Raw genomic sequence first — 19753 nt, 5'->3', positions numbered from 1 at the left:
AGGTTTGTGCAACAAAGCCCTCATCATTGATACAGCCAACTGCGCACGCTGTAAGACCTGTGACATTAAACATCCTTCACAGAATATTATGTGCGTTATACTTGATCTTGCTGATGGCCGAACTATCTAATATTTAATTTATTGAATAAGGGATTCTCATATACAGATTTTTTATTAACTTTCAAAACTAATTATTCTGAGTTTTTTCAAATTCATTATTTTCATAAGCTATTTGTTCGTGGATAGGCCCTAATTTTTTATCGACTCTTTTACCTTTCCAACTTCGTTTTGATTCATATACCGTTCGTTGTCTAAAGTAACTAAATGGCTCTGCATTATAGATGAAACCATATTTCGAATCGTGTACATAGCTTGAATAAAAATCTACTGCTTCTTGTGAAACATTTTTTTCCCAACTCTGTAATTCCCAATCATCTATATCGACTAGAAACTCATAAGCTTTAGCAAATGGATAAATAATTCTAAATACGTGTTTTATACCTGTTAAATTAGATTGATCAAATGTGGTGAAATTTTTAGCTGCTTTAACTCTTTCAACTTCAGTGGCCATATCTGCAGGGCCCGTTGGCAATGAAAAGCCCTCTCTTCTAGCAATTTGGCTGACTGAAAGAAAGGCTGGATCTTCTTTTGATTTACCTGCTGCTAAATATTGTTGTCGTTGACGATGTAAAGTTCCATAGGCACCATAATGAAGTTTCATATAATTTATGATGTCTTTTTTTACGTTACCTGTCGAGACTCCTACTGCTTTTTGAACGGCTTCGAAAAGTTGCTGGGTTTTATCTTCTATATGAAATTCATCTTTAAAGAGTTGCGATTGTTTATTTTGTAAATTGATAAAATCAAACATTTTAACATTAGAAGATACTGCCTCATCTAGCATATGTTTTAAAGGTATACGTGCGAAATTATTACTAATTGTTTGTGAATTCGGCTCATAGCCACCACCTACATCGGAATGCATCCCAGGATAGACTATTTCTTTCCATGTTTTTGGGTTAGCTAATTTACCATCTAAACAAATTGAATCTACAGGAAAGGCAAAGCGTAATTCATTCCCCGCAACTTGATGCACACAATTTTTTACTCTTGGATCGACTACCATGTCTCGACCTTTGAAACTAAATTTATTTGACATATTGGTCGCCGGTAAACCAAAAGATGCAACAGTATCAAATATGCCTAAAAACTGAATTTCCATCGGTACAGGTTCTACTTGATCTGATATTTGATACTTTAGGCTTAAATCCTCAGTTTCAGTTTTCCAAATCATTTCATTAGAAAATACCCGTGCCAGCGCAGCCCCACGTGAGAAACCGAAAATAGATAAATTAATTTTTTTAATTAGACGATGCTCATTTAGCTTCGTCTCCATTTTAACTATGGCCTCATTTTTTCGTGCTTCAACTTGAGGTTTTAGCTTTGCTTCTGCTTGAGCAATTTTTTGTTTTAAGGTGTCCTCTAAGCTTTTACTGATTTGATTTTCACCATATTTTAACCGTCTTCTACCACCAATCCCTGTTACCCCACCAGTAAGCTCATGATCTTGCCCTGTGGCTATTCTTTTTTCGACTTTATTGAGCTCACCATTAAATGGGGTTCCGACCCCAGAAACATAAATAGGATGACTAACTTGAATCCTCAATCGATTTTTTTTTCTCTCAAATATTGCGTAGGATTGAGCGTTATGCCACAACTTCGCTGGATTAGCGAGTTTTTCTTTATTCTGGTCCTTTTCAAAGTTATTGCCAGTTCCATCAAAGTATAAAGAAAGATGCACAACATCAGTGCAGTCTTGTTTTGTTTGGGGCGGTTGGTTACTTACATCTTGATTACTATTTACAGTTTTTTTTAAAGTACTTAATAACATAGGACACCTTTATTCTTATTTCATGTCATCTAGTTTCTTTTCCCAAGCTAAACCCTTTTTAGTTGCTCTTGGCATACTATCAGAATCTGTAAGTGTAATTTCAACACTGTCATCTGGATAAAGATGTACAGCTAAATAATTTTTACCTTTTAAATCCTCCTTGGTTAAATATGGAATATTTACAGCTACATGTTTTTTTGGGCTATTTCCTTCCCCCCATTTAATATATTGTGGTCCTGTAATAACTGCAGATCGTTTGGTGGCTGCCCCAAAGCCTCCTCCAACTTCCTCGCCATTTAGCTGTACAATATATGGTGAATATCTTGGATCATAACCGAACGATGTTGTCGTAAGTACATAAGTTTTACTTGAGCCTGAACTACATCCCACCAAACCTAAAGCCAAGCTTACTGGTAACATCACAATTTTTTTAAATATATTCATAACATCCCCTATAATTTTTAATTTACTTAAAGAACATTCCTAACTTCACGTTTCTTTGATGATTAATTAATTGTGTTAGCATAAAGTTCATGTTTTATGATTTATTCGTTTTCTTCAACTAAACGCTCTAAATCTTCCATCGCCTGATCTATTGTGATCATCTTATTTTGCACTTTTAGTAGTACACTTTGAAGCAGCTCATCTTGCTCGAAAGTATTTTTATATATTAAAGTTAGACAAATAAAATTTAAAATATCCCGAGTACCTTCCAAACCATATTCACGTGCTAATGCTATTTTTTTCACAACATATGGGTAAAGCTCCCATTCCTTAAAATCCTCAACCAGGAAAGGATTATTCAGATTTAGATAATAAATCAAATGGTCAGGAAAGCTTGCTTCTACCATCATGTCTTCTTGTACTGGCGTAAACGTAAACGGATTTTGCCAATCATAAAATTTCAGAGATTCATGACCATTACCGCCGATGATTTTATGTAATTTGTCTTTTCGATCCCAATACCACCAACTATGAATAGGCTCTAATAAAACTTTCTTCTGCTGGTCTGATAACACTTGCTGCTTAACATAAAGAGTCTGGTCTGAAATTTGACCGACTAAAGTACCAAGAATAGCTGGATCCCAAAATGCTAAATACATCTCTAATCCACTTTCAAACTGGACATTCAGAAATTGCCTCAAATGTGAATATAAACTATCAAAATCTAAAGGACTTATTATTAAAGTTAATCGAGGAGTCCCAACCATGCGTTTGGAGATATATTGCCACTCGATATTATGATTGTGTCCGAGTTGAACCAAATGAGGTGAGATTTCTGCAGCTTTATCACCAGCAGCTTCTGTTAATAAATTGCGATAATGTAAATGTGAATTCTTTTTTAAAAACCAACTGTCTTGTGCTGCATCAGCCAAAGCATAAATAAAATAAGTCTTATGTTCCCCAGATGGATATTCTTCAAAAAAATAATGTAAATCAGGGTGTAATAAATTTATCATTTATGAACCATCCCCTTTATTGACAAATGCCCCACGTTGACTTGCTCTTCGTGCCAGACATTCCCAACACACACTTTGTGGGAAGAATGGTAAGTTCATATTTACTTTCATGCCAGGTACAAACTGATGCTGCCCCGCCTTTACCTCAAACTTGCCACCCGTTGTTGACAAAATTCCCGCACTACTGATTTCAATCTGTGACCCGCCCGCGGTTAATACAATTTTCTTGGCAGCGGTCATTTCGATCTGATCTTCAGTAGAGATAATTTTGATACCTTTACGCGCAATAACATCTATTCCATCTCCTTGTGCCTGAATCTCGACTTTGCCTTTACCTGCATATAAACGTGCTCCGTCTTGCACTGCGAACAGGCTTAGTTTCTGGCTGGCATGGGCAATCAAAGATTGTTGTGTACTCAGGTTAATACTCTCTCCTGCAATGTAGCTGATTTGACCATCAGCAGATAAATGAATGTCCTGCTGGGTGCTCAGCGCAATCGATTGTGGTGCCGTTAGGATCATGATTGCCTGTTTAAAGGCAGCAGCTTTTTTCTGATCCTGTTGTTCAATCTGCTCAATGAGGCTTTTTAAATTCTCAAAAATTTCTAATGGATCAGTTTGCTGATTTTTAGCCACATCACTGAGCGCCTGGCTTACCTGTAGAGCTGATTGAAGCTGGCTTTTCGCTGGTTCAGCATTCATATGTGAACCATCTGCAGCTCGCTGTTTATGAGTCGAGATCAACAAACCTTCACCGGCACGGACTGCACCCCACTGGTCTGTTCTCAGCTCAAATCCCTCTCCACGCCTCTCACTTTCAGCCTGTTCTTTCGGATGGCTCAAATCACCCAGGTTAAGTTGACTCGCAGCATGGCTGCTATGCAACTGTGCACTGATCTGTCCGGTGGTATCATCAAAACGTAACTGGTTAAAACCTTCTCCTTGCACTTCCTGAGAGCGAATACCACTAAGTTTTTGGGTCTCTGGTAAGCGTCCTTTCTTGTCAAATTTTGTTGGTGAACGCTGACCTTCATGAATCCGGCCCACCACAAAAGGCCGGTCAATATTGCCATTAAAAAAGTCGACCACAACAATTTCACCAATACGTGGCAAGAAGCGCACCCCATAACCTTCCCCTGCCCAAGGCGTGAGAACATCTACCCAGGCCGAGTCAGTATCACTGTCATTCGTTCCGGCTCCATTATCATGGGTATGATCGTCCGGACGGGTGAATAAAAACCGGATTTTGATACGTCCCCATTCATCCACATAAATGTCTTCACTTTCTGGTCCGACTACTTTTGCCCGTTGCGGATAGGCTGGTGGTCGATGCAATAAAGGCTGATATTCAGGAACCAAAGGAATATTGCGACGTTGCAAGACTAAATGATTGGCCTGGCGCTCATCAGTATCTTTAACTTCTGTCAGCTGCCACTGGCTTTGCTGAATTAAAACATTCACCTGTGCATTCAGGTCTTTGGGTAAATTATTCTGGTTATAGAATTGCTTGGAAAGAATCAGAAATTCTTTATCGGCTGCCTGATGCTGGTCAATTTCTGGATGCTGATCTAGTCGGAACCAGTAACCGACTTGCGCATCACGTACAGTAGATGTTGCTAAAAACTGCTTGGCCTGCACATCATAAAAATGTTGCAGGTTCTGGTTAACTTTCTCAATTTGCGCATTTGATGCTGACGTAGCCTGATCTTCATGCTTGAGGTCAGTGACCCATGCCGGACTAATATGCCACGCCTGTTCCAACCCTAAACTTGTATTATCCTGAGTTTGGCTATGCTGATGCCTGCTCTGTACTGAGCCTGCACCTTCTTCCTGACTCAAACGATCAGCATGCCAGCGCTGGATATGTACAGCAGTCGGCTGTAATTTTCGCTCTGCAATAAAGCTGGTCATGCTATCTGTCTGTTCGGTAGCACTAGAACGGTGGAAACGGATTACCCGGCGGCTTAGAGCCTGATATTGGCTATTATCATCAATCAATCTGAGTTTCTGTGCTGTAATCGGTGCAGAGGAATGTAGGAGCAATAGTTCAGATTCATCAATCAGCCAGTTAATACCTTCACTGCGCCATAAACGGGTTAAAAATTCATAGTCAGTTTCATTCGACTGCATACTAAAAGGACGCACATCATAGATCTGCTGCAAACCGGATAAATCCAGCTTGAGTGCAGCCGCAAATAATAGGCTTTTACTCTGCCATTCTTCAAATAATATTCTGGTAATATCGCGGACACTTTTGTCCATAAACACACGGCTATTCCGGCGTTTATGCCAAAGTGAAGTGGCATCTTCCAAAGTAAGCTTATAAAGCGTTAATGCGCCATCACTTTGCCCCTGAACTGCCCGGGTAATAATGCCTGAACTGCGAAACAGCTGCCCCTGGTCTGTCACCTGATCTACCGTAACCTGTGTGCCTATGAAGCTTTTGAGAGGAATCAGGGCATTGCTAGATAAACAAATAAGTTCAATCTTCAGCCCTTGATTGAGCACATGCTGTCCATCAATACGCTGCAGAAAGATTTCCGAATTAAGCTGTTGATTGGAAAACTGAATATGTAAAGCGCGTTTCTGTGCGCTTAATCCCAATTGTTCGAGTATTTGAGCAATAGAATTTCTGATCATTTTTATTTTTATGCTTATTTTTTCGACATTATAATAAATTTAATTGATTAAGCCTAGCGAGTTTGGTCTGATGGATTTGCTTCAATTGTTCTCTGACCAGAGAAAATATGTTTGCTTGCTAAAGAGATGGTCTTTTCTAAAATTTATCGTTTTAGAATCAGGTTGTTATTGTGAAATAGGCTTCAAGCCCGGAAAGTGTTGATTAATCGAAGCAGGGCAAATGATTCACTTCATCTGCCCAACACGTTATTACCCTTTCTTTACCAGATAATGAAACTCTTTATTGCCATTTTCATCCAGGCGTTCTTCCTGTAACAGTAATTCATGCCCCAAGTGCATACAGAATTTTGGAATATCCCATGAAGTCGAATTATCCGTTGCAAACACCTCAACCACATCACCTGACTTGGACTTACGAATCGCCTGATGCAGCATCATCACAGGTTCTGGACAGCGTAAACCGCGAGTATTTAGTTGCAGGCTAGGAGTAATTTCAGCTTCAGACATCGGCAGACTCAGGAGGGAAAGACCAGGTTATTTTAACATAAACATGTGTCTATACCCATGACTGGCTTTATTGCCATTTTCGTTTTAAGTAGTTGACTGCGACAGTCACGGTCGCCTTAAATAATTGCAATAGACAACTGCATTTTCTGCGGTATGATAAAATTACATTTTTTTAGATATTAAGAGTTTTTAGGAAAGATCATGCACGAGGAATCAGGCCCGTCGTGGGGTATGCGCGGCTTACGCAAATGGCTGGGAACCGCTCCCGAAACTCGCGACGAACTGCTAAAACTAGTACAAGATTCACGTCGATTTCTAGAACCCGATACTGTAGCGATGCTAGAAGGCGTACTCGACCTTCCAGCGACCAAAATTCGTGAAGTGATGACACCACGCACTTCCATGATCAGCTTACAGGAAGATGACCAGCTTCTTGATATTCTGCATGTTTTGGTAGAATCAGCGCATTCACGCTTTCCCGTATTTTCATCAGATCAGCCTGATAATGTGGTGGGTATTTTGCTTGCCAAAGACTTGCTGCCTTTCCTGACCGAACCGACTTCTAAGGTGGATATCCGTGCCTTAATGCGCCAGCCACTGTTCGTACCTGAAAGTGCACGTTCAGATCAGGTTTTGCGTATGTTGAAAAATACCCAGACCCATATTGCAGTCGTAATTGATGAATATGGCTCCACTTCTGGTCTGGTGACATTAGAAGACATTCTGGAAGAGATTGTTGGTGAAATTGAAGATGAACATGATATTGCTTATGAAGAAGCATTGTATATTGTTCCCGACAATGATCCGACCACAGCCAATACCTGGATTGTGCAAGCACTGACTCCAATTGAGCATTTTAACAATATGCTCGATGCCGACTTTTCTGATGATGAAGTAGAAACCATGGGTGGCCTGTTATTGCAGGAAATCGGCTTGGTGAGCGATTTAGAAGGTCAGGTGATTGAGCTTGGAAATTGGATCTTTACCATTCTGGAAGCGGATGCCCGTTCTATTCATTCGATTCGGGCTGTGCGCCAATGAGGGCACATTTCGACAAGTTGTTGAAGCTGTCTGAAAGTTCTGAGCAACTTCCACTGATTTATCCACTGCTGCTGTCTTTATTTTCCGGTGCCATCTTCAGTTTTGCACTGGCGCCGTACCACTATTGGTGGTTGGCCATCCTGTCTCCGGCGCTGCTTTATGCTTGTCTGCGTAAACGCAGTGCCAAACAGGCTTTTGGTATTGGCTGGGCTTATGGCATTGGTTTATGGTTTGTTGGTGCATTCTGGTTGTATACCTCGATCCATGAATATGGTGATACCAGCTCATTCCTTAGTGTCGTGATGATTCTGATCATGGCCTTGGTCATGGGTCTATTTACCGCAGTACAGACCTTTATCTACCGTCGCTTCTTTCCGGAAACCCCTCTGACCTTTGCGCCATTGTGGGTACTGTTTGAATGGGCGAAGACTTGGGTCTTTACAGGTTTCCCATGGCTATTTGCCGGCTATGCCTTTACCGAACGTTTGCTGGATGGCTATGCGCCACTCTTCGGTGTGTTTGGCGTATCCTTCGTGGTGATCATACTGGCTTGTGCTTTGGTTGAGATTCTTAATCGTCGTGTGTTCTGGGCAATCCCATCCCTGCTGCTTTTGCTGGGTGCCTGGGGAGCTTCGCAACTGACTTTTGTGGAACAGAAAGAAGGCACTAAGCCACTCAGCGTGTCTCTGATTCAGGGTAATATTCCACAAGATTTGAAATGGTTGACTGAATATCAGGTTAAAACCCTGCTGATCTATGCCAATCTGACCAAGACCGAATGGGGTCGTGATTTGATCGTGTGGCCAGAATCTTCGATTCCGATGTTTCAGGCCGATATTCCTGATTTCCTAGATGCGATGAAAGCACAGGCAGAGAAATCCGGAAGCTCCTGGGTTACTGGTATTCCTTATTGGGATCTGAAAGAATCCCAAGCCGAAGGCACACCTAAGTATTACAACAGCATCATGGCCATCGGTGATGAAGCCAGTGGGCTATATAAAAAACAGCGCTTGGTGCCATTTGGTGAATACATCCCACTTTCCGGCGCGCTCAGCTGGGTACTTCCCGCTTTGCAAAATGATCCATCTATGAGCGGTTTTTCTCGTGGGGCAAATGATCAGCAACCGCTAAATATCAAAAATCAGCATCTGGGCTCTGCGATTTGCTATGAAGTCGCTTATCCGAATCTGACCCGTCGCAATGCCAGTCAAAGCGACTTTCTGGTAACGGTATCTAATGATGCCTGGTTTACTGGAACTGCTGGACCGCAGCAACACCTGCAAATGGTGCAAATGCGGGCCAAGGAAAATGGTCGCTGGTTTATCCGTGCGACCAATACCGGTGTAACCGCCTTTATTGATCATAATGGTCATATCGTGAAACGTGCGCCTATGGATCAAGAAGCGGTATTACGCGGTGAGTTGCCAGCAATGCAGGGTGAAACGCTGTATACGAAACTGAGTGACTGGCCTGTACTGATTCTCTCAACCCTGCTGTTATTACTTGGATGGCGTTTCCGCCCACGTAAAGTGGATGTCAGCTTTAAGTCGAGAAGATAATTTCTTAAGTTCCCTCTCCTGAGCTAATTTTAAAGCACTGCTTTTTAAATTAGCGCAAGTGAGGGTTAGGGAGAGGTAAATTTTTACCCTCTTCTCTTGCAAAGCAGTGCTTTTCATCTCCCAGAGGGAGAGGAAGTTTTATGCAATATTTTAAAAATAAAAACCGAGGCTTATGCCCCGGTTTTTTTTATTGGAAAGATAATTAAATCTGTACAGCAAGATAGGACATCATACTGGCCAATGATAGCATCGGCAGAAAACGGTAGAGCTGAACCACGCCACGCTCAAAGGATGAAATTTCTTCCTGTTTCACCTCCATGACGCTGGCTTTTAATGCCGACCAGAAGCACAAAGCTAACAAGCTGCTCATCAGACTCAGTGCAAAGAAACCTACCATGATCTGGCTGCTACCTTCCGTGCTTTGCCACAAATGCAAAACTGCTTGGCTCACCGGAAGAATGCTTAGAACCAAAAAGACAGATTTCAGCATTGTCCAATGAAACTGATTTATTTCATCTCTTATAATTAATGCTTTCATACCCATCTCCTTTGGCCGAATTTGTGCCATAGAAATCATTATGAGCTTTTTTATGGAAATGAAAAGTCTATATTTATTCATATTTTACGATAATTGTAATCGATAAACATGGGAATACTTCTTATTATGACTATCAAATAGAATGGATTATAAAATTAATTTTAAATTCATGTATTTAGATTATATTTATGTATTAAGAGTTATTATCACTTCACTTAGTATTGAGATACCCAATTAAATGAAGTGATATATTCCATAAAGAAGAAATTTATAATGATTCTCAATTAAGGCTGATAATAAATATCCGCATCTGTGCCTTCACCGCCAGACTGGCCATCAGCACCAAATGAATAAAGGTCAAATGAACGTCCATCCGTACCAGGAATGACATATTGCAATTCATTATCCCAACTGTCTTTCGGATAACCGCCTTTGACATAGCCACCCGGTAACCAGTTTTTTGCAGATGCAGGTTTGTTGACTAAAGCATCTAAACCACCTTCCTGCATACTTGGATACTTACCATTATCCAGCTTGTACTGGTCCAGAGACCCGGCCACGCTTTGCAGTTTGATCACTGTAGTATCAACTTTTGCCTTCTCACCACGGCCCATCACGTTAGGTACGATCAGTGCAGCCAATACGCCCAGGATCACAATCACGACCATTACTTCGATCAGGGTAAAACCCGAAGCATGTTTGATACGCGTCATACCTGAGCCTGTTTTTAAAGAATCTGGCTGTTCATTCATCATCTCAGTCCTTTTCACTCCATGTCTCTCATTGCTTAATTTTGAAAATCTGTTTGGGCTTATAATTGGAATTCTACCCACACTTTATTTAAATCATATTATTCATATTCACAATTGGCAGCATCACCGCAATTACGATTACTAACACAATACTTGCCATCAGCACCAGCATAAGAGGTTCCAGCAAAGCCAGTAACGTCGAAATCAGTGTAGTCACTTCACGGTCCTGCATGGTTGATGCCCGGTCCAGCATCCGGTCCAGTTCACCGGAAGCTTCACCACTTCGAATCATTTGTACCATCATCGGTGGGAAATAACCACTACGCTCCAGCTGGGTCGCCAGGTTGCCGCCTTCAGTCACCTTTTCCGCTGCCAGATTAACCGCATCACGAATGACCCAGTTATTGCTGACCGCCGCACCAATCTTTAAGGCATCGACCAGCGGCACCCCAGAACGGGTCAAAATGGACAGGGTACTGGCAAAGCGTGCCGCATTAATCCCACGTGATAATTTGCCAAATAGCGGTAATTTCAAGGTCAGGCGGTCAAAAGCATAATGTCCTGCGGTGGTGCGTAGAAAACGCACCAGCAGGAAAATAGCAACGGCACTACCAGCCAACATGAAAGGCCAAGCCATCCGGATAAAGTCACTGGCTTTCATCAACGCGACCGTGATCCATGGCAAAGCATCTTTGCTCTGGTCAAAGGTTTTGACAATGTCTGGAACGACATAGGTCATCAGTCCCATCACAATGGCAAAGGACATCAGCAGCAGAATGATCGGGTAAATCATTGCACCCTGAATTTTTTTCTGCATGGCAAAGCGGTTTTCGGTATAGTCCGCCAGCTGATCCATAATCAGGTCCAGATGTCCGGAACGTTCACCGGCAACAATGGTTGCAATATACAGTTCCGGAAAGCGGCCGGATTGCTGCAAGCCCTGTGCCAGACTATGCCCTTCCAGCACCTTGGAACGCACCGACATCAGCAGGTTCTGTACATGCACCTTTTCGCTTTGTTTACCGACGGCGCGAATGGCTTCTTCCAGCGGAATACCGGCGGCAACCAGAACGGAGAGTTGCCGGGTCATCAGTGCCAGGTCATAAGCTGTAAGGCTTTTTTCAAACCAGCGCGGCCGGTAATGCTTGTCCTTTTGCTCGACTGGATCAACAGACACCGGAATCAAGGCTTTGTCCCGAAGTTGCTGACGGATCTGACGTGCAGAGTCCCCTTCCAGTACGCCTTTTTGCTGCTTACCCGAAGCATCAAGCGCGATAAATTGATATGCTGGCATTGTAATGCTCTAATTTTCCAAAAATTTGCCCCAACGCAGTTGCGTCAGACCATCAAAATCATTCATATTCTTAGATATAAAATATCTGCTCACTCTAACACAACTGCCTTTTTAGCACGACGAAAATTCATCAGGATGCCTCACTTGCCCATCTCAGATCACCCAGCCTCAACTCCTTCAGTTTATCGTGTTCGTGTTGCTGTTCCTGTTCATCTGTTTGACTGTTTTGATTACAGTTTAAGTGCGGCACAATATCAGCAGGCTAAGGTTGGTGCGCGCGTGGCGGTGTCTTTTGGCCGGCAGAATCTGGTTGGGGTCATTATGGAAAAGCTGCCGCCAGACACTCCACTAGATTCCAGTTTTAAACTTAAAGAGATTACGGAATTACTGGATGACCGGGCACTCATTGATGACAAGGTACTGAATCTGCTGAACTGGTCAGCGCAGTATTACCAGTTCCCGATTGGTGAAGTGGTGCAAAGTGCCTTGCCAACTTTATTACGTCAAGGTAAGCCCTATAACCTGCTGGCCCGGAACTGGAAACTGTTAGATGACCAGGCAGAAGCCAAGGTGCGCCGTTCCGAGCGTCAGCAGGAAGCCTATAAAATTTTAAAATTGCATCCAGTCGGTACCACTGAAACTGTACTGAACCTGGCAGGGATCGAAACAGCTACCCTAAAAGCTTTAGAGAAAAAAGGAATTTGTGAATGTGTGCTGGAAGCACAGGATTTCAGCCCGCAGCCTGTTCAACTGGCACAAATGCCGCTTACAGCCAATCCGGAACAGCAGCATGCCATTCAGCAGGTGCTGAAATTTAAAAATAAATATCAGGCTTTCTTACTGGATGGTCTGACCGGCAGCGGCAAGACTGAAGTTTATTTGCAGATCATGGAAAAGGTGCTGAAACAGGGAAAACAGGTTTTAGTGCTGGTACCGGAAATTGGCCTGACGCCACAAACCATTAACCGGTTCCAGTCACGTTTCCATTGTCATATTGCCTTGTTACATTCTGGTTTAAATGACTCGAAACGTCTGCAAGCCTGGCAAGCTGCAGAAACCGGTAAAGCCTCGATTGTGTTGGGTACCCGTTCTGCCATTTATACCCCGATGCCTAATCTGGGACTGATCATCCTGGATGAGGAACATGATCTGTCCTTTAAACAGCAGGAAGGCTTCCGTTATCATGCCCGAGATGTTGCGCTTTATCGCGGGCATTTGCAGCAATGTCCGGTGCTTCTGGGCTCTGCCACACCCAGTATCGATACCTATGCACTGGTTGCCAATGGCAAAATGCAGGTACTGGAACTCAACCAGCGTGCTGGTACAGCCTTAATGCCAAAGATTCATATTCTAGATTTAAAGGTGGCACAGAAACAGCATGGCATCAGCCTGCATCTGATTCAGGAAATACGCAAACGTCTGGAAAAAAAGGAACAGGTACTGGTGTTCCTGAACCGCCGTGGTTATGCACCCGTTTTGATTTGTGACAGCTGTGGCTGGCAGGCACAGTGTCCAAACTGTGATGCCAATTTCACTGTACACCGTCAGCCATATCAACATTTGCATTGTCACCATTGTGGCACCCTGCACCGTATGCCGGATCATTGTCCAAGCTGCAATCATACTGAACTCAAAACACTCGGCATGGGAACCGGCAAGGTTGAAGAGCAATTGAATGAACTCTTTCCCGATCATGAAGTCATTCGGGTAGATCGTGACTCTACCAGTCGGGTCGGTAGCTGGCAGAAAATCTATGACAAGATTCAGAAAAGCGAACCGGCGATTTTGCTCGGTACGCAAATGCTGGCCAAAGGTCACCATTTCCCCTATGTCACACTGGTCGCTATTTTAGATATTGATTCTGGTCTGCTCAGTGTGGACTTCCGTGCCACCGAACGTACTGCCCAACTGATTGTACAGGTGGCTGGTCGTGCCGGTCGTGGCGAGCATAAAGGTGATGTCTATCTACAGACCTTACGTCCTGACCATGCTTTGCTAAATACCTTGGTGACAGATAACTACCGGGCTTTTGCCAAACAGACCTTAGAGCAGCGTCAGATTGCCCGCATGCCACCCTATCGCTATGCAGTGATGATCCGTTGCGAATCACGTGATCAGGCATTAAATACAGAGTTCTTACAGAAACATGCTGCCTTCTTAAGGCAGTATCAGGACCTACAACTGGAGATCTGGGGACCTATTCCAGCACCAATGGAACGCAAGGCGGGCCGTTACCAATCACATATGGTACTACTGTCTGCAGACCGTCCACGTTTGCACTATTATGTCAGGGCATGGTGGCAAGCCATGCTGCAAGACAAGCCTTCCTCAATGAAGTTAAGCCTGGATGTCGATCCACAAGAACTGAGCTAGTCCTGCAAGCTGCAATACGGAAATAAGATTTAAGGTTGAACATGTCGATACTGTTGCAAATTACATTAATTCTGGTGGCAGCATTGCTGATTGTACCAATCACCCGCTATTTGAAACTGCCAGCAGTGCTGGGTTATTTATTGACGGGCCTTGTGCTCGGTTCTGAAACCCTGAATCTCGTTACTGATCCCCAACTTCGTTCGATGCTAATGCAAATCAGTATCCTGTCTCTGCTGTTCTGGGTAGGTTTACAACTACGGCCACAACGCTTCATCCAGATGCCTCATTCTGCCTGGATCTCAACTGCTGCACTGGTCTTGGGGTCAGGCGCCATTCTGAGCTTATGTTCTGCCATTTTTTTACAGCAAAGTCTCATCACCAGTGTCGTCATTGGGCTGGCTGGCAGCCTGTCTGCGATGACACTGAGTATTCAACATCTGATGCGACAGGAGCAGCTCGCGACTTCCCATGGTCAGCTCAGTTATATCAGTTTATTAATTCAAGCCCTGCTGCTAATTCCACTAATTGCCATTATTCCACTATTTTCCGGAGTAAGTTCGACTGAACATGGCGTTGCTTACTTTGCTGCCATTATGGCAACCTTTACCGGACTGTTCCTGTGTAACCGCTATTTGATGCAACCCCTGTATCGCTGGATTGCCAGAAGCAGCAGCCATGACCTGCATGCTTTGGTGGCAATTTTTGTAATCCTCGGCTTGTTGGTACTGATGCAGACACTGGGACTAACACTATATTTAGGAGCCTTATTTGCCGGAATTCTGCTGGCAGATTCCGATTTCAGACCACACGTCGAAAATGCCATTCAGCCTTTTCATGGCATATTGATCGGTTTGTGTTTTATCAGTATTGGCCTAGCGATTCAGCTAAGTGATGTCTTGCAGATGCCTGGACTGATTATTGGTGGCGCCGTGCTGATCATATTGAGTAAATTTGTGCTCAGTCTGGCAATTGCCCGTTATTATCAGAATAGCTGGCGTACCAGCACCTTAACCGCGGTTAGCCTGGCCCAAGGCGGTGAGTTCGCTTTTGTGTTACTCACTATTGCAGTTACCCATACCATCTTAGATATCAGCTTGTTATCGCCACTGCTATGTATGTTGGCGCTATCCATGTTAATGACACCAGTGCTCTACTGGTTGCTCGATCAACAAATCTTACCGCGATTAAATCGCTCACATCATCTGGTCGCAGACTTTGATACCCAGGTAGAGCCTTTAGCCACTACACCGATTTTACTGATTGGTTTTGGTCGCTTTGGGCAAATCGTAGCGCGTGTACTTCATCAGCAAGGTCTGAGCTTTAGTGTAATGGACAATACGGTTGAAGCAAGCGAACTACTCAAAGATCAAGCTATTCCCTTCTTTCAGGCAGATGCAACTGAAACCACGGCGCTACAACTGGCAGATATTGCTTCCAAAGATCAGGTGATTGTCGCGATTGATGATATTGAGGATTCTTTGCTGGTCGTACGTCATTTGTGCTGGAATTACCCGGATCTAAAATTGTGGGTACGCGCGCGTGATCGCCATCATGCACATTTGCTGCATGAACTGGGTGTGGAAAATGTTTTCCGTGAAACTTATCTTTCTGCTTTAGCGCTGACACAGTCATTACTGGCAGCAACCCATCAATCTGTAGAACTCGCTGAGCAGACAATTCTACAGTTCCGTCAGTATGATGAAACTGTATTAAAAGCAGAACAGCAGGCTGAATCTGCTCCTGAGTCATTACATGCTCAACAGCACAGCAGCATGGCGGAGTTAAGCTACCTGTTCGAACAGGATCAACATCGTAAAAGTGTAATAAATCCAATACAGAAGCAACAGAATGTCAACGGCACAGGAATTGATACCATAACAGATGATCTGTCATAACTTGTGTTTTACAATAGTGTCACCATTAAAGCAGGGTTATGGAGAATTTTATGTCTGATTTACGCCAACGCTTTTTTATTGAGGATAGCCCTGTTCGTGGTGAAGTAGTGCATCTTCAAGAAGCTTTACAAACAATTTTAGCGCAGCGCGACTATGCTCCTGCCGTACAAATCCTTTTGGGCGAGATGCTCAGTGCAACTGCCCTATTGGCAAGTACGTTAAAAATCAAGGGACGCATCAGTCTGCAAATTCAGGCTACTGGTACGTTTAAATGGGCTATGGCGGAATGTAACCATCGTGGTGAAGTGCGTGCGTTGGCTGATTATGAAGAGGATCCTCGTTTTCAGGTGGCAGAAGACAGCAGTACCGTTCTAAAAGCCCTGATCAGTCCTGTACTGTTTATCAATATTGAGCCTGAAGTGGGTGAGCGTTACCAAGGTATCGTACCACTGGATAAACATAATCTGGCGGGATGCCTGATGCAGTATTATGATCTGTCTGCGCAGATTCCAACCCGTATTGTGCTGGCAAGTGACCAGAAGCGTTCAGGTGGCTTGCTGATCCAGCTTCTACCACGTAATAGTGAAGAAGAACAACGCTATGTGGATGAAGATTTGTGGCCACGCGTGACCATGTTGACTGAAACCTTGAAAGCAGAAGAACTGGTTAGCCTGGATACCAATGAAATCCTCTATCGTTTATATAACGAAGAACAAGTTCGTTTGCCTGAAGCAGAACAGCTGAAATTCGGTTGTACCTGTTCTAAAGAACGCTGTGCCATTGCCTTGCAACAGATCGGGGTTGAATCCGTTCGTGAAACTTTAGAATTCCAGAATCCAATTGAAATGGATTGTCAGTTCTGTAACAGCCAATACACCTTTACTGCTGAAGAAGCTTTAGGTCTGTTCGGTGAGCACCTTAGTTAATTACAGGTATCTTTGTTAATAAAAGCACTCAATAGGAGTGCTTTTATTTTTATAAATCCAGAGTTTTCTTTTCCATGAAGAATAAATATTTTTAATTTCAAACTTACCATATCCTTCAGCTCTACACGGCTATATGGAAATACCAATACTTGGCCCCACTCTATTCTTAATGAATATAAACTCAATCCCCTATTAATTAACCCTGACTTCCAAAGCTGTCTGAGCTAATTATTTAACCAGCTTTCAGCCTCTTTCCCTTTTTAATGTGCTAATCCATCAAATACTCATCACGTCCCACATTTCTCGATTAATGTGATTTTTCATCAATTTAGGTTTTAATTTTTCTTGGAGATATTTGATTATTCACTGGTAATTAGTAGATTTTTCACGCTATATTAATCCCATAATATTTTTATGCCTTTAAGATTTTAGAAGTATTTTTAATACTTGGGGAATGTGTGATGATGAAATTTAAACTGTTCTGTTCCTTGATTGTTGCAGCAGCAAGCACAATTAGCCTGTCAGTATCTGCCAACAATGATCCACTGCTTGGACAATGGAAAACCATTGATGACCGTACCGGTTATTCTCTGGCAGATGTCATCATCAGTAAGGATGCTAAAGATCGCTATATGGCCAAAATTGTAAATGTACGTGAGGTTCCGGGGGCGGTTCCACAACAAAACTGTACTCAATGCACCGGCTCTCTCAAGGATCAGCCTCTGGTTGGACTGACCATGCTTAAGGGTCTGAGCAGTCATCCAGAAAAGACCAATGAATTTATTAATGGCACCCTGCTCGACCCCATCTCGGGAAAACTATATCAGGCACGTGCACGTCTGAAAAATAATGGTCGACATCTGGCAATTCATAGCCGAACTGAAGGAGCTCCAGTCGGGCGTAATATGACTTGGATCAAAAATTGAAAATTGCGTTGTCCAAGTTATGCGATACGACTTGGACAAGCTTCAAACATTTTCGATAAAACATGATTTTTCGTTCATTTAACCCATATTAAAACAACTTTCATCACAAAATAATAAATTGATTTATAAAGTTATTATTTATAAATTAGAGCAATAAATCTATTTTTAAAACACGATAATTTCCTAGGATGGATATGAAACAATTAGTACGCGCTTTATGTATGGGGATTTCTTTAGCAACCGTATCAGTATGCAGTTTAGCCAATGTAGATCCATTGATTGGAATATGGAAGACTGTAGATGACCAAAGTGGCTATTCACGTGCAGATGTCGAAATCCGCAAAAAACCTGATGGCACCTATGAAGGGATTATTGTCGAAACCCGGAGTCTACCAGGTGCCGAAAAACAAGTTATTTGCCATAACTGCCCTGGCAAGCTCAAAGGTAAACCGTTCATTGGCTTACCTTTTATTTGGAATTTTAAACAAAATCCAAATAAGCCAAATGAATACATTGATGGTCAAGTCTTGGATCCAATTGGGGGCAAGATCTATAAAGGTAAAGCACGTTTGAACGCTAATGGTAAACGCTGAACTCTACGTGGTTATGTAGGCGTTTCCGTAATTGGACGCAGCGTAACTTGGATAAAACACTAATTTAGTTAGTATTTTAAAAAGCCTCTACTCGGAGGCTTTTTTATTGTCATGATTTGAAACAATAAGGTACAAATCTTCACTGTTGTAGTGCACTAAAACTCAGAATAATGGATCGAACGCGGTTATTTTTTATCCATTTACTATGTTCAGATCGTATACCTATATGCTCCAACGATTACCTGACTCTTTATTAAAAGCGGGTCACGGCACAGGGATGTCCAAAAATAAGAATAAGCAATATGGTGATGCATCTGAAACTATTTTTGACCAATGTTCGGCAAAACAGTTGCTATGGCGTGGCAGATATCAGCCACTTTTAGCTCATCACTTGCCTAACTTAAATTTAAGCAGGTTTTGTACCTCCAGCAGTTTTTACACGACTGCCACGCATATATTGAATCATGGGAAATCTGATCTCAGGCATTATCTCCAATCCTATCTATTACCATATGCCCCCGATCTGATTCACAGCAATGACTTTAGTCTGGATATTTAAGGAGCAGGCCATGACCACCATTCAATATAAAGAAAATTTTTCTCAGGGTTTTATCCCCTCAGAAATCATGGATGACCATCAATTTGATCTCAGCCATTTTGCAGAAGCATGCGGGCAAAGCCCGGAATGGGTAATACAGCTGATGGAACATGGCATTTTACCTAACCGTAGTCGTAACACTTCCTATCATTTCATTGGTGAAGATGTTACCCGAGCACAACGGGCATACCGCTTACAACGTGATTTTGATGCATCTTTTAGTGCTGTCGCCATGATGCTGGATCTGATTGATGAAGTTCAACAGCTACGTCGTGAAGTGAAGCATCTGCACTTCAAATAACCTCCCCCTCCCTGGTCTATCTCGGCTGAAACTGAGATGGTTCGGGGATTCTTACATTATTTTTTTGAGTTTATAACTGATTATGAAAACCAGAGATTGCAATAAAAAATTAAAGTACATGTTCCCCGAATATCGCGACCTTATTACCCAGCTTCGGGATGAAAATCCGTATTTCGCCCGTATTTTTGAGGAACATGATGAATTGGATCGACAGATTGCACAGCTGGCATTAGACCCGGTAAATCTTGTTAATACAGATATCGAAGCAATCAAGCGAAAAAAATTAAAGCTAAAAGATGAGATTTACAGATTACTCAAGAATTCAGAGGCAGATCCTTTGACCTGATTCAGAATAGTTAAGACTAAAAGCAGGCAGCTCATGTTATAAGAATCCAAAAGTGATTTTAAGCATAAGCAGGAGAATGATTGGCATCCTACTTCCTGCCTCTATAAAAATGC

The 19753-nt window shown here is 42.6% G+C and carries 17 protein-coding genes and 1 pseudogene; 10 read left to right on the top strand and 8 right to left on the bottom strand.

Translation table 11 applies throughout. The features are described 5' to 3' along the window. Window positions 1–4 precede the first annotated feature (4 nt). Window positions 5–130, top strand: coding sequence for a 4Fe-4S dicluster domain-containing protein (locus BK820_RS15855; RefSeq protein ID WP_213030829.1), 126 nt, complete (start codon window positions 5–7; stop codon window positions 128–130). 57 nt (window positions 131–187) lie between these two features. Here the strand turns inward: BK820_RS15855 and BK820_RS09125 are convergent, their stop codons facing one another. The 5 genes from BK820_RS09125 to tusA all read right to left on the bottom strand — a co-directional run bounded on the left by BK820_RS09125 (window position 188) and on the right by tusA (window position 6498). After that, a complete protein-coding gene (locus BK820_RS09125) occupies window positions 188–1891 on the bottom strand; it encodes a T6SS phospholipase effector Tle1-like catalytic domain-containing protein (RefSeq protein ID WP_071320707.1) in 1704 nt (567 codons plus the stop codon). Window positions 1892–1906: 15 nt separating this feature from the next. Further along, a complete protein-coding gene (locus BK820_RS09120) occupies window positions 1907–2335 on the bottom strand; it encodes a hypothetical protein (protein ID WP_004813452.1) in 429 nt (142 codons plus the stop codon). Between the two features lie 101 nt (window positions 2336–2436). Further along, window positions 2437–3351 carry a DUF4123 domain-containing protein gene (locus tag BK820_RS09115; RefSeq protein WP_004813455.1) on the bottom strand — a complete coding sequence of 305 codons (915 nt, stop codon included), beginning with the start codon at window positions 3349–3351 and terminating at the stop codon, window positions 2437–2439. Further along, a complete protein-coding gene (locus BK820_RS09110; protein ID WP_071320706.1) occupies window positions 3352–5991 on the bottom strand; it encodes a type VI secretion system Vgr family protein in 2640 nt (879 codons plus the stop codon). 249 nt (window positions 5992–6240) lie between these two features. After that, window positions 6241–6498, bottom strand: coding sequence for a sulfurtransferase TusA (tusA, locus tag BK820_RS09105; RefSeq protein ID WP_004813458.1), 258 nt, complete (start codon window positions 6496–6498; stop codon window positions 6241–6243). 201 nt (window positions 6499–6699) lie between these two features. On the opposite strand from tusA, the gene BK820_RS09100 reads away from it, so the two are divergent. Both BK820_RS09100 and lnt read left to right on the top strand, forming a co-directional pair. Next, a complete protein-coding gene (locus tag BK820_RS09100) occupies window positions 6700–7539 on the top strand; it encodes a CorC family transporter (RefSeq protein WP_071320705.1) in 840 nt (279 codons plus the stop codon). Next, window positions 7536–9098 (top strand): apolipoprotein N-acyltransferase, encoded by a 1563-nt coding sequence (gene lnt, locus BK820_RS09095; protein ID WP_071320704.1) that lies wholly within the window; start codon window positions 7536–7538, stop codon window positions 9096–9098. The genes BK820_RS09100 and lnt overlap by 4 nt, the downstream gene beginning before the upstream one ends. A gap of 202 nt (window positions 9099–9300) precedes the next feature. On the opposite strand, the gene BK820_RS09090 is transcribed toward lnt, so the two are convergent. The 3 genes from BK820_RS09090 to gspF all read right to left on the bottom strand — a co-directional run bounded on the left by BK820_RS09090 (window position 9301) and on the right by gspF (window position 11682). Next, entirely contained in the window at window positions 9301–9636 is a 336-nt protein-coding gene (locus BK820_RS09090; RefSeq protein WP_004890469.1) for a hypothetical protein, read from the bottom strand. Between the two features lie 284 nt (window positions 9637–9920). Continuing rightward, entirely contained in the window at window positions 9921–10388 is a 468-nt protein-coding gene (gspG, locus tag BK820_RS09085; protein ID WP_227499334.1) for a type II secretion system major pseudopilin GspG, read from the bottom strand. A gap of 88 nt (window positions 10389–10476) precedes the next feature. Continuing rightward, a complete protein-coding gene (gene gspF / locus BK820_RS09080) occupies window positions 10477–11682 on the bottom strand; it encodes a type II secretion system inner membrane protein GspF (RefSeq protein WP_071320703.1) in 1206 nt (401 codons plus the stop codon). A 144-nt stretch (window positions 11683–11826) separates the two neighbouring features. Between gspF and BK820_RS09075 the strand changes: the two genes are divergently transcribed. The 7 genes and pseudogenes from BK820_RS09075 to BK820_RS09045 all read left to right on the top strand — a co-directional run bounded on the left by BK820_RS09075 (window position 11827) and on the right by BK820_RS09045 (window position 19640). Continuing rightward, a complete protein-coding gene (locus BK820_RS09075; protein WP_502685971.1) occupies window positions 11827–14055 on the top strand; it encodes a primosomal protein N' in 2229 nt (742 codons plus the stop codon). 41 nt (window positions 14056–14096) lie between these two features. Next, window positions 14097–15950 carry a cation:proton antiporter domain-containing protein gene (locus BK820_RS09070; protein WP_071320701.1) on the top strand — a complete coding sequence of 618 codons (1854 nt, stop codon included), beginning with the start codon at window positions 14097–14099 and terminating at the stop codon, window positions 15948–15950. A gap of 50 nt (window positions 15951–16000) precedes the next feature. Further along, window positions 16001–16876 (top strand): Hsp33 family molecular chaperone HslO, encoded by an 876-nt coding sequence (gene hslO, locus BK820_RS09065; RefSeq protein ID WP_004813475.1) that lies wholly within the window; start codon window positions 16001–16003, stop codon window positions 16874–16876. 461 nt (window positions 16877–17337) lie between these two features. Then, a complete protein-coding gene (locus BK820_RS09060) occupies window positions 17338–17802 on the top strand; it encodes a DUF2147 domain-containing protein (RefSeq protein ID WP_081409055.1) in 465 nt (154 codons plus the stop codon). Between the two features lie 194 nt (window positions 17803–17996). Then, window positions 17997–18458 (top strand): annotated as a pseudogene (locus BK820_RS09055) (DUF2147 domain-containing protein). Between the two features lie 506 nt (window positions 18459–18964). Continuing rightward, window positions 18965–19294 (top strand): chaperone modulator CbpM, encoded by a 330-nt coding sequence (locus tag BK820_RS09050; RefSeq protein WP_004813480.1) that lies wholly within the window; start codon window positions 18965–18967, stop codon window positions 19292–19294. An 82-nt stretch (window positions 19295–19376) separates the two neighbouring features. After that, a complete protein-coding gene (locus BK820_RS09045; protein WP_008303905.1) occupies window positions 19377–19640 on the top strand; it encodes an HP1242/YdcH family protein in 264 nt (87 codons plus the stop codon). Window positions 19641–19753 lie beyond the last annotated feature (113 nt).

The sequence above is a fragment of the Acinetobacter sp. LCT-H3 genome, assembly GCF_001866125.1.
In the GTDB taxonomy this organism is placed as follows: domain Bacteria; phylum Pseudomonadota; class Gammaproteobacteria; order Pseudomonadales; family Moraxellaceae; genus Acinetobacter; species Acinetobacter schindleri.
The sequence above is the reverse complement of the archived record's forward strand: the minus strand, read 5'-3'. Positions and strand labels throughout refer to the sequence as shown.